The 10881-nt window shown below is 72.6% G+C and carries 7 protein-coding genes and 1 pseudogene; 4 read left to right on the top strand and 4 right to left on the bottom strand.

All coding sequences use genetic code 11. From position 1 onward, the window contains the following. Positions 1-410, top strand: a pseudogene (locus GKQ77_RS18805) (hypothetical protein); the annotation flags it as partial. A 59-nt stretch (positions 411-469) separates the two neighbouring features. Next, positions 470-1102, top strand: a complete 633-nt coding sequence (locus GKQ77_RS18810) for an alpha-ketoglutarate-dependent dioxygenase AlkB (protein WP_219690070.1) — start codon at positions 470-472, stop codon at positions 1100-1102. Here GKQ77_RS18810 and GKQ77_RS18815 read toward each other — a convergent pair. Then, a complete protein-coding gene (locus tag GKQ77_RS18815; protein ID WP_219690079.1) occupies positions 1068-2249 on the bottom strand; it encodes an MFS transporter in 1182 nt (393 codons plus the stop codon). The genes GKQ77_RS18810 and GKQ77_RS18815 overlap by 35 nt on opposite strands. A gap of 151 nt (positions 2250-2400) precedes the next feature. On the opposite strand from GKQ77_RS18815, the gene GKQ77_RS18820 reads away from it, so the two are divergent. Beyond that, a complete protein-coding gene (locus tag GKQ77_RS18820; RefSeq protein WP_219690072.1) occupies positions 2401-2937 on the top strand; it encodes a GNAT family N-acetyltransferase in 537 nt (178 codons plus the stop codon). Here GKQ77_RS18820 and GKQ77_RS18825 read toward each other — a convergent pair. Then, positions 2915-4567, bottom strand: a complete 1653-nt coding sequence (locus GKQ77_RS18825; RefSeq protein ID WP_219690074.1) for an AMP-binding protein — start codon at positions 4565-4567, stop codon at positions 2915-2917. The genes GKQ77_RS18820 and GKQ77_RS18825 overlap by 23 nt on opposite strands. A 123-nt stretch (positions 4568-4690) precedes the next feature. Here GKQ77_RS18825 and GKQ77_RS18830 point away from each other — a divergent pair, with 123 nt between their 5' ends. Next, positions 4691-5710: a DUF5954 family protein gene (locus GKQ77_RS18830; protein WP_219690076.1), complete on the top strand. Its 1020-nt coding sequence runs from the start codon at positions 4691-4693 to the stop codon at positions 5708-5710. 23 nt (positions 5711-5733) lie between these two features. Here the strand turns inward: GKQ77_RS18830 and GKQ77_RS18835 are convergent, their stop codons facing one another. Together GKQ77_RS18835 and GKQ77_RS18840 are read right to left on the bottom strand one after the other, a co-directional pair. After that, positions 5734-8592, bottom strand: a complete 2859-nt coding sequence (locus tag GKQ77_RS18835; protein WP_219690078.1) for an NHLP bacteriocin export ABC transporter permease/ATPase subunit — start codon at positions 8590-8592, stop codon at positions 5734-5736. A gap of 35 nt (positions 8593-8627) precedes the next feature. Further along, positions 8628-10881: NHLP family bacteriocin export ABC transporter peptidase/permease/ATPase subunit (locus GKQ77_RS18840; RefSeq protein ID WP_258021550.1), on the bottom strand; the 2254-nt coding region annotated here is incomplete at its 5' end.

A 10881-nucleotide genomic window follows, 5' to 3' on the forward strand; every position in this document is an offset into this window, starting at 1 on the left:
GTACTGCCCCACGCCCCCGGCCCGCCTTCCGGCCCGTCGCCATTCGGGAGGCGCGGGACGCCGTCACCGTGGCCGCGCTGTATCTGCGGTGGCTCGGGTTTCTCCATACCCGTAGTGCCGCCCGGCGCCCGCCCTCAGGGGCGCGGATCACCGCGCGCGGGATGCTGGCCCAGGTCGACCCAGGGCCGCGCCGCACCTCGCCGCGCGACATCGAGTGCCTGTGGCTCACCGCCCTGGCCGGGGCCGGTGACGACCCCGTGGCCTGCGCCTTCTTCTCCCTCGCCGGATATACGGACGAGGCCCGCGCCCGCGCGGACGCGCTCGGCGTGCCGCTGTTCACCCTGGACCTCACCGGCACGCCCCGGCCGGTCAACACCGCCGCGCACGAACTCATCGCGACCGGCGCCTGAGGCGGCCCGGCCCGGACAGGAATTGGCACACCTGTTCGAACGAGGAGTACTCTGTACCCATGGCACGGCACCACCAGCTCCAAGGGTCACTCTTCGACCAGAGCGACGACCCCCGCCTGCGCCCCCTGGACGGCATCCGCAGGACGGTCCTCGGCGACGGAGCCTGGATCGACCTCCTGCCGGGCTGGCTCACCGGCGCCGACGCCCTGTTCGAACGCCTCGCCGCCGACGTCCCCTGGCAGGCCGAGCGCCGGCAGATGTACGAGAGGGTCGTCGACGTACCGCGCCTGCTCGCCTTCTACCGCGCCGGTGAACCCCTGCCCCACCCCGTACTCGACGAGGCCCGGCGCGCCCTGTCCGCGTACTACGCCGCCGAACTCGGCGAGGAGTTCACGACGGCCGGCCTGTGCCACTACCGCGACGGACGCGACAGCGTGGCATGGCACGGCGACCGCGTCGGCCGTGGCGCCCGCGAGAACACGATGGTCGCCATCCTCTCCGTGGGAGCCCCCCGCGACCTGCTGCTCCGCCCGCGCCGAGGCGGCGACACGGTCCGCCACCCCCTCGGGCACGGCGATCTCATCGTGATGGGCGGCTCCTGCCAGCGGACCTGGGAACACGCCGTCCCCAAATCGGCCCGCGCCACGGGCGGCCGCATCAGCATCCAGTTCCGCCCGCACGGAGTCCGCTGACCGCGAGCAGATGCCGCAGATGCCGTACGAGGGCCAGCGCGGCCAGCACCGCCACGAGCCCGCAGACCCCCGGCCAGCCGAAGACGCCATAGGCCCGCGCCCCCAGCCAGGAACCGACGCTTCCGCCCAGGTAGGCGCACGTCATGTACGCCGTATTGAGCCGCGAGCGCGCCTCGTCGCTCAGCGCGAAGATCCGTACCTGGTTGGCGACCATGCCCGACTGCATCGCGACGTCGAGCAGCAGCGACGCCACCGCCAGCGCGGCGAGCCCGACCGCGCCGCCGATCCCCCCGAGCAGCAGGAGGGCGGCCGCGGCGAGCACCGCGAGGATGGCGGCCAGGTTGACCGCGTCGGGCCCCCGCCGGTCCACCAGGCGTCCCGCGACCGGCGTACAGATCATGGTCCCGGCGTTGACCAGGGCGAGCAGGCCGACCGCCGACGCCCCGAGCCCGTACGCGGGACCGGACAGCAGGAGCGCGACGCCCGTCCACAGCGCCGAGAACCCGCCGAAGAGCATCGCCTGGTAGAAGCCGGAGCGCCGCAGCTCCGGCTCGGTGCGCAGCAGCCGCAGGGACGCCCCGACCAGCGCGGGGTAGCTCTGCCGGGAGGGCGCGGTGGTCCTCGGCAGCGCGCGGGAGAGGACGAGCGCGAGGAGCAGGGCGATGGCCGCCGTCGTCAGATACGGGGCACGCCAGCCCAGCCACTCGCCGAGGGCCCCTCCGAAGGCGCGGGAGAGCAGCATGCCGCCGATCGACCCGCTGAGCAGCGTTCCGGTGACGGCGCCGCGCCGGTCCGCAGGTACGAGCCCCGCCGCCATGGGCGCGAGGATCGGGGCGATCACGGTGGTGACGCCGACGAGGGCGCTCGCCGCGAGCAGCGGCACGAGCCCCGGCGCGAGCCCCGCACCGAGCAGGCCGAGCCCGGCGACGGAGAGCAGCGAGACGAGGAGCGGCCGGTACGGGACGCGGTCGCCGAGCGGTACGAGGAGGAAGATGCCGGCCGCGTAGCCGAACTGGACGGCCGTCACCACCAGCGTGGCGGTGTCGGCGGACACGCGAAGCCCCTCGGCGATCAACGGACTGATGGCCTGCGGGAAGTAGACGTTGCCGACGGCCACCCCGCACACGACGGCGAGCAGCAACACCATCCCGCGCCCGAGCCCGGACGGGTCGACGGGGCCTGCGGTCGGCTCCGCCCGGGGCCGTCCGCCGCGGCGGGTCGCTCTCTGGATCACCGGCACACGATCCACGCCGGGAACGGGGCGGCACAACCGGTTTTCGCCGGGCCATACTCACCCCATGCCGATCCGTCCCGCCACCGCCGCCGAACTCCCCGCCCTCCAGCACATCGAACGCGCCGCAGGCGAAGCCTTCCGCGTCCTCGGCATGGACGCCATCGCGGACGACGAGCCGCCCACGACAGCGGAGTTGGAGCGTTTCCGCCGGGCGGGCCGGGCGTGGGTCGCCACCGATGATGACGACGCCCCGGTCGCGTACGTACTCAGCGAGCCCATCAAGCCCACCGAGCACATCGAACAGATCACCGTGCACCCCAGGGCCGCCCGCCGCCGCGTCGGCCGCGCGCTGATCGACCACCTCGCGGAGCGGGCCCGCGCGGAGGGCCGGACCGCGCTCACCCTGACGACGTTCGCGGACGTGCCGTGGAACGCCCCGTACTACGCCCGCATCGGCTTCCGCCCGCTCGCGGACGCCGAACTCACCCCCGCCCTCAGAGAGATCCGCGCGCACGAGGCGGAGCTGGGCCTCGACCGGTGGCCCCGCCTCTGCATGCGCCGCGCCCTCACCGCGGGCGTCAGCCCCCGAACCGCTCCCTGAGTTCGATCTTGCGTACCTTGCCCGAGACCGTCATCGGGAAGGACTCCAGGATCCGCAGCGCGGCCGGGACCTTGTAGTGGGCCAGCTTGCCCTTGCAGTACGCCTGTAGCTCCTCCAGCGTCAGTACGTCGTCGGGGCTCCGCAGGATCACGCAGGCCAGCGGCGTCTCGCCGTACCGCTCGTCGGGGACGCCCACCACCTGGACGTCGGCGATCTTCGGGTGGGCGTACAGGAACTCCTCGATCTCGCGGGGGTAGATGTTCTCGCCGCCCCTGATGATCATGTCCTTGATGCGGCCGACGATCTGGACGTAACCGTCCTCGCGCATGACCGCCAGATCGCCCGTGTGCATCCAGCGCCCGGCGTCGATGACCTCGGCCGTGCGCTCGGGCTCGTTCCAGTAGCCGAGCATGACGCTGTAGCCGCGCGTGCACAGCTCCCCGGAGGCGCCGCGCGGCAGGGTCGCGCCGGTCGCCGGGTCGACGATCTTCACCTCGATGTGCGGCAGGACGCGGCCGACGGTGCCCGTGCGGCGCTCCAGGTCGTCGTCGCGGCGCGTCTGCGTGGAGACGGGCGAGGTCTCGGTCATGCCGTAGCAGATGGAGACCTCCTCCATGTGCATCTCGGCGACCACCCGCTTCATCACCTCGACCGGGCAGGGCGAGCCCGCCATGATGCCGGTGCGCAGCGAACTCAGGTCGTACGTCGCGAAGTCGGCGAGGTTCAGCTCCGCGATGAACATCGTGGGCACGCCGTAGAGCGAGGTGCAGCGCTCGCGCTCGACGGCGTGGAGTGTCGCCACGGGGTCGAAGGACGGCGCCGGGATGACGATGCAGGCGCCGTGCGAGGTGGCGCCGAGGTTGCCCATCACCATGCCGAAGCAGTGGTAGAAGGGCACGGGCAGACAGACCCGGTCCTGCTCGGTGTAGCCGACCGTGCGGCCCACCCAGTAGCCGTTGTTGAGGATGTTGTGGTGGGAGAGCGTGGCTCCCTTGGGGAAGCCGGTGGTGCCCGATGTGTACTGGATGTTGACCGGGTCGTCGCAGATCAACTCCGCCTCCCGGGCCGCCAGTTCGTCCGGCCCGACGGAGGCGGCGGCCGCCAGCAGCGCGCCCCACGAGCCGTCGTCGCCGATGTAGTGGACGGCGCGCAGTCCGGGGCAGCGGGGCCGCACCTCGTCGACGAGCGCGCGGTAGTCGCTGCTCTTGTGGGCCCGCGAGGCGACCAGGACGGAGACACCCGACTGGTTCAGGACGAACTCCAGCTCGTGCGCCCGGTAGGCCGGGTTGATGTTCACCATGATCGCGCCGATGCGGGCGGTGGCGTACTGCACGAGCACCCACTCGGCGCAGTTCACCGCCCAGATCCCGACACGGTCCCCCTTGCCGACCCCCGATCCGAGGAACCCGCGCGCCAACCGCTCGACGGCGGCGCCGAATTCGGCGTACGTCCACCGGGTGCCCGCCGCGACATCCACGAGGGCGTCCCGCTCGGGCCAGGCGGCGACGGCCCGGTCGAGGTTCTGCCCGATGGTGTCCCCGAGGAGGGGCGTGCCGCTGGTGCCGTGCGCGTACGAGAGTCCGGTCTCCGCGGTCACGTGGGCGCGCCCCGCATTCGCCTTGTTCAACATGGCGTCAAGAATGCCCCGGGATGCTTCGCCCGCCTACCCCGCCCAGCGATCACCGAGCCGCCGCATTCGGTCACTTGCGGCATTTCAGCCCGCTCACCCCTTCGGGGACACCACAATGTGCGCATGGGTGATGACTGGAAGCAACAACTGGACCAGCTCCACGCCGGTTTGGTGCAGCGCGACGATCCCGCCGAGCTGGTGACCGAGGCCGACGCCGTCGACGCGTCGTACCGCTATCCGTATCTCGCGGTCCGTGGCCCCGTCTTCGGCATCGCCGTGCTCGATCCCGCGGCCGGGCCCCACTGGCGGGTGGTGAAGCCGGTCGTGGACGGCATGGCCCAGCAGGCGCGGGACACGCTGAACTCGCTGCTGTGGTTCAAGGCGAAGGACGACACCGACGACCGCGCCGAGCGCCGTGATCTGCTGGCGGCGGTCGCGATCCTGGAGCGCCGGCCGGTCAACGAACTGGAGGTCCGCGGCGTGCGCTACCGCGTGGTGCGCGGCGACGAGTTCGCGCGTACGGGGGACGACGGTCTGGAGCCGCCCCGGCCGACCGACCCGGAACCGGCCGACCGCTCGTGGACCGGGCGGCACAACCCGCCGTCCGCGGACCCCGGTTTCACCCTTGACCCCACCGAGGACACGCCGGGCCTCATGTCGAGCGCCCTCAAGCTCGGGCTGCGGGAGTTCACCTATACCGGCGCGCGGTTCCCCGCCGACGTGCGCAAGGACTCCGAGCGGGCCGCCCACACTCATCCCGGCATCGTGCTGCTGCCCGTCGGCTTCGGCGTGGCCGAGCGCCGCGAGAAGGGGTGGCGGCCGCGGACCGCGCTGATGCCGACCCCGCACGACGCCCGCCGGATGCTGTACGACGCGATGACGGAGTCCTGGCCGCTGCTGCACAAGTTCGACCCCGAGGAGCGGGCGGCGCACGCGCGCGCCGCCGAGAAGTTCAAGGCCGCGGGCCACGCCAACGAGGCGCGCGTGGGCGACACCCTGTACCGGATCTGCCGTACCGAACGGCTCGTGCGCGTCGGCCCCGACGGCCCGGAGCCGCCCCGCCCCTCGGACGTGGACTCCTACGGCCCCATGAAGATGCATCCCACGATGGACGAGGAGGGCAGGCTCCTGCCCGGCGACTGAGTCACCGCATCTGGACGACTGAGTCACCGCATCTGACGGCGCACCAGTTCGTGCAGGCGGCCGCTCGTGTCCGCCAACAGCTGGGTGGGCGGCCCCTGTTGCACGATCCGGCCGCCCGACATGACGATCACCCGGTCGGCGTCCATGACGGTGGAGAGGCGGTGGGCGATCACGACGCGCGTGGCGTTCAGGGCGCGGGTGCTGTCGATGACCGTGCGCTGCGTCTCGTTGTCCAGGGCGCTCGTCGCCTCGTCGAAGAAGAGGACGCGCGGGCGGCGGATGAGGGCCTGGGCGATCATCAGCCGCTGGCGCTGCCCGCCCGAGACCGCGCCGCCGCCGGAGATCATCGTGTGCAGGCCCATCGGCATGCGCTTGATGTCCTCGGCGAGGCCCGCCATCGCGGCGGCCTCCCACGCCTCCTCCTGCGTGAACGACTCCGCGCCGCGGATGCAGTCCAGGATCGAGCCGCTGAGCGGCTGGGCGTTCTGCAGGACGACCCCGCACTGGCGGCGCACGGCCGACTGGTCGAGGGCGGCCAGGTCCTGACCGTCGTAGAGCACGCTGCCCGCCACCGGTTTGTCGAAGCCGATCAGGAGGCGCAGCAGCGTCGACTTGCCGCAGCCGCTCGGCCCGACGACGGCCACGAACTCGCCCGGGCGGATGGTCAGCGACACGTCGTCGAGGACGAGGGGGCCGTCGTCGGTGTAGCGGAAGGACAGGCCGCGGGCCTCGATCGCGCCCTGGAGTTCGCCCGGCTGGGTGCTCGCCTCCCGCACCTCGGGGGCCTCGTCGAGCACCGGCTTGATCTGCTCGAACATCGGCAGCACCGAGGCCGCCGAGATGAGCGCGCCGGTGAGCTGGGTGACGGAGGTGAGCAGCATCGTCACGGCGGTGCTGAAGGTGAGGAACTCCCCCGCGGTCAGGCTGCCGCGGGCCGGGCCCGCGAGGAGGACGAACATGATGAGCGTGCACAGGGGGAGGTAGACGGCGTTCAGGACCGTCGTCGCGTTCTTGACGCGGCCCGCCCGCTGCTGCAGCTCGCGGCTGCGGGCGAACTCCCCCGCCCAGGCCGCGTACGCGAAGCTCTCCGCCCCCGCCACCCGGAGCTTGGGCAGGCCGCGCAGGGTCTGGAAGGCCTGGTTGTTGAGCTTGTTGCCAAGATCGACAAGGCGCCGCTGCCAGCGCAGCTCCCACAGGCCGAGGGCGAGGAAGACGGTGGCGATGACGGCGAGCATCGCCAGGGCGGCCAGGGCGAGGGGGACGCTGTAGAGCAGCAGCAGGACGAGGTTCATCGCACCGATCGTGCTCGACTGGAGCGCGACGGGGCCGATGCCCGAAAGGACCCGGCGGATGGCGCTGACACCCATGGCGGCGCTGGCCAGTTCGCCGGTGGAGCGGGAGGTGAAGAAGCGGGTGGGCAGCCTCAGGAGCCGGTCCCAGACGGCTGGTTGGAGCGCGCTCTCCATGCGGCCCTCCAGCCGCAGGATGGTGAGGTTCTGGAGCAGCATGAACGCCGCCGAGACGATGCTGGTGATCATGACCGCGAGGGAGACCTGGACGATGAGGCTTTTCTCGGCGTTCGGCACGAATACGCCGAGCACCTGGCCCGTCGCGATCGGCACCAGCGCACCGATCGCGACCGTCACGAGCGAGGCGAGCGCGAGGTTGCGCACATCGCCCGCGGTGCCCCGCAGGCTGAAGCGGACGAGCCGCCACGGCGTCAGTCTCCGCTCGGGCAGCGGCCGGTAGAACATGACGGCCTGCGGCTCGAACTCGTCCGCGTTGGTCTTGTCGACGCGGGTGCGCCGCCCGGAGGTGGGGTGCACCGACTCGTAGCCGCCGCGCCGCCACAGCAGTGCGACCGGCGCGCCGCTCGCGGCCCGGTGCCCCACCAGCGGGCCCGCGTACTCACGCCACCAGCGCCCGTCGAGCCGCACCGCGCGGGTGCGGATCCGGGAGGCCACCGCGATCCGCTCCACCGGGTCGAGCCGGTCGTTCACCGCGCCGCCGTCCGCCCGGCCCGCCAGTGTGATGCCCGCCGCCTCGGCGACAAGGCGGCATGCCGCGTACGTGGCGTCGTCGCCGCCCCGCGCGTCGGCTCGGCGTGAACTGTCCCTGCCCGTACGGCCGATGGCGGCGATGAGGGTCCGGTCGGCCTGCTCGCGGACGTTCTCGCCCGCCTTGATACCGGCCGCCGTGCGGTCCTCGTGGGCCCGCTCAAGGCGTTCGATCCAGCGGTCGAGCGTGGCGAGCAGCCGGTACTGCTGGTTGACCATGCGCTGCCACATCGCGGGGTCCACGAGCAGATCGCCCGCCGCCTCGGCGCTGTAGGCGGATCCGTACCGCACACTGCCCGGCGCGACCGGCATCCAGAGGATGTCGTCGTCGGTGACGGCGTCGTCGGGGTCCTCGGCCAGGGTGCGGCCGTCGAGCGGGGCTTCGAACAGGACCCGGTGGCCGCGTCCGATGCCGAGCGCGAAGGCGTGCTCCAGGAGGCTCAGGGCCGCGTCCTGGGTGTCGTACGCCGTGGGGTACTGCTGCTCGTACGCCCAGGTGTCGCCGTAGTCGGGGCGGTACAGCTCGCGCAGCGGGACGCGGCGCAGCTCGCAGCCGGCCAGGGGGCGGCCGACGAGGGTGTGCTGGGGGCCTTCGACGGGGCCGAGGAGCAGGGTGCCCGGTTCGAGGCGGCCCAGAAAGTGCCAGTGGCCCTGCTGCACGGCGTCGACGGCGAACAGGTCGAGCGCGCCCGCCACGACGAGCCACAGCACCTGCGGGCCCTCCAGGTGGACGCTGCGCAGGCCCGCGCAGTCGACCGGTGTCCCGAGCGCGCCGAAGGCGGCGGTGACCGTGTCGTGCGCGGGGACGTACTGCTCCTGGGTCACCTCAGTCCTCCTTGACCAGGTCGGCGTGGGTCACCTCAGTGCTCCTTGACCAGGTCGGCGTAGGGGCCGCCGGCGGCGACAAGATGTTCGTGGCGGCCGCGCTCCACGACCTGGCCGTGGTCGAGTACGACGATCTCGTCGCTGTCGCGCACGGTGCTCAGGCGGTGGGCGATGACGACGCAGGCGCAGCCGCGGCGGCGCAGATTGTCGATGATGACCTGTTCGGTCTCGGCGTCCAGGGCGCTGGTGACCTCGTCGAGGACGAGGACGCTGGGGCGGCGGACCAGGGCGCGGGCGATCTCCAGGCGCTGGCGCTGCCCGCCGGAGAAGTTCCGGCCGTCCTGTTCGACGCGGCCGTGGATGCCGCCGGGCCTGCGGGCCACGACCTCGTACAGGCAGGCGTCCTGGAGCGCGGCGACCACGGCGTCGTCGGGGATGGAGGGATCCCACAGGGCGACGTTGTCGCGGATCGTGCCCTCGAAGAGGAACACGTCCTGGTCGACGAAGGAGACGGAGGCGGCGAGCGCGCCGCGCGGGATGTCCTCGAGGCGCTGCCCGTCGATGCGGATCGTGCCCTCCCACGGGCTGTAGAGCCCCGAGATCAGCCGGGACACGGTCGACTTGCCGCTGCCGGAGCCGCCGACGAGCGCGACCTGCTGCCCCGGGCCGACCGACAGGGAGAAGCCGGTCAGGAGCGGCTTGTCGAGGGGGCTGTAGCCGAAGGTGATGTCGTCGAGGGTGACGTGCCCCTTGAGGCGGCGGGTGCTCGCGGCCGGCTCCGGGCGCGAGTAGAGGGAGTCGACGGGGAAGTTCTCGACGTCCTTGAGGCGGGCGACGTCGGCGGCGAAGTCCTGGATGCGGCCCGCGACGCCGTTGAGGCGGGTGATCGGCGCGGTGAAGCGGGTGACCAGGGCCTGGAAGGCGACGAGCAGGCCGATCGACAGATGTCCCTCGACCGCGCGCAGGCCGCCGATCCACAGGATCAGGGCGCTGTTGAGGGTCGCGAGGGTCGGCGCGACGACACCGAGCCAGGCGCTCGGCACACCGAGGCGCTGCTGCTCCTCCAGGGTGGTGGCGTGCTGGCCCGCCCAGCGCCGGAAGTAGCCGTTCTCGCCGCCGGTCGCCTTCATGGTCTCGATCAACTGCAGGCCGGTGTAGGAGGTGTTGGTGAGCTTGGCGCTGTCGGCGCGCAGCTTCTGGGTGCCGGTGGCGCGCAGCCGGATGACGACGCGCATCGCCACGATGTTCAGCAGGGCGATGCCGACGCCGACGAGGGTGAGCTGCGGGTCGTACGTCCACAGCAGGGCGGCGTAGAGGAGTACGACGACGCCGTCGACCCCGGCCGCGGTGAGGTCGCGGGCCAGGGTCTCGGCGACCGCGTCGTTGGAGGCGAGGCGCTGCACGAGGTCGGCGGGGCTGCGCTGGGCGTAGAAGGTGACGGGCAGGCGCAGCAGATGCCGGAAGAAGCGGGCGCTGCCGAGCGTGGAGGAGATGATGCGGCCGCGCAGCAGGTTCGCCTGCTGCAGCCAGGTCAGCACCACGGTGAGCGCCACCATCGCGCCCATCGACGCGAACAGGGCGCCGAGGAGCGAGGTCTGATGGCCTATCAGGAACAGGTCGATGTACGTCCGGCTGAGCGCGGGCAGCGCGGCGCCGACCGCGACGAGCAGCAGGCTGGCGACCAGGGCCGCGAGCATCGTGCCCGTGGTGCCGCGCAGCCGCGCCGGGAGCGCCTTCATGACGCCGGGTCTGCGGCCTCCGGGGCGGAAGTCCGCCCCCGGTTCGAGGACGAGGACGACGCCGGTGAAGCTGGTGTCGAAGTCCTCGGAGGGCACGAAGCGGCGGCCCTTGCCGGGGTCGTTGATGTAGACGCCCCGGCGGCCGAGGCGGCGCCCCGTGCCGTCGTAGACGACGTAGTGGTTGAACTCCCAGAAGAGGATCGCGGGCGCCTTGACCTCGGCGAGCGCGGCGGGCTCCATCTGCATGCCCTTGGCGGTGAGGCCGTAACTACGGGCCGCCTTGAGGACGTTGCTGGCCCGCGAGCCGTCGCGGGAGACGCCGCACGCGATGCGCAGCTCCTCCAGGGGGACGTGCCGCCCGTGGTGGGCGAGGACCATGGCGAGGGCGGCGGCGCCGCACTCCACGGCCTCCATCTGGAGGACGGTGGGCGTGCGGACGGTCTTCGGGCGCCTGCCCTTCGCGGCGGGGCGCGGCGCGGCGCGACGGCCGCGCTTCGGCGGCTCGGGGCGGTGCCTGCGGCGGCCGCCGGGGGGCGGCAGCTGCTGCTGG

The organism is Streptomyces anatolicus (assembly GCF_019400875.1).
GTDB lineage: Bacteria > Actinomycetota > Actinomycetes > Streptomycetales > Streptomycetaceae > Streptomyces > Streptomyces anatolicus.

Coding starts and splice junctions, on each gene's coding strand:
- GKQ77_RS18820 (WP_219690072.1), top strand. CDS start 2,401: ATGCCGATCCGTCCCGCCACCGCCGCCGAACTCCCCGCCCTCCAGCAC.
- GKQ77_RS18830 (WP_219690076.1), top strand. CDS start 4,691: ATGGGTGATGACTGGAAGCAACAACTGGACCAGCTCCACGCCGGTTTG.
- GKQ77_RS18810 (WP_219690070.1), top strand. CDS start 470: ATGGCACGGCACCACCAGCTCCAAGGGTCACTCTTCGACCAGAGCGAC.
- GKQ77_RS18825 (WP_219690074.1), bottom strand. CDS start 4,567: ATGTTGAACAAGGCGAATGCGGGGCGCGCCCACGTGACCGCGGAGACC.
- GKQ77_RS18815 (WP_219690079.1), bottom strand. CDS start 2,249: ATGGTGTTGCTGCTCGCCGTCGTGTGCGGGGTGGCCGTCGGCAACGTC.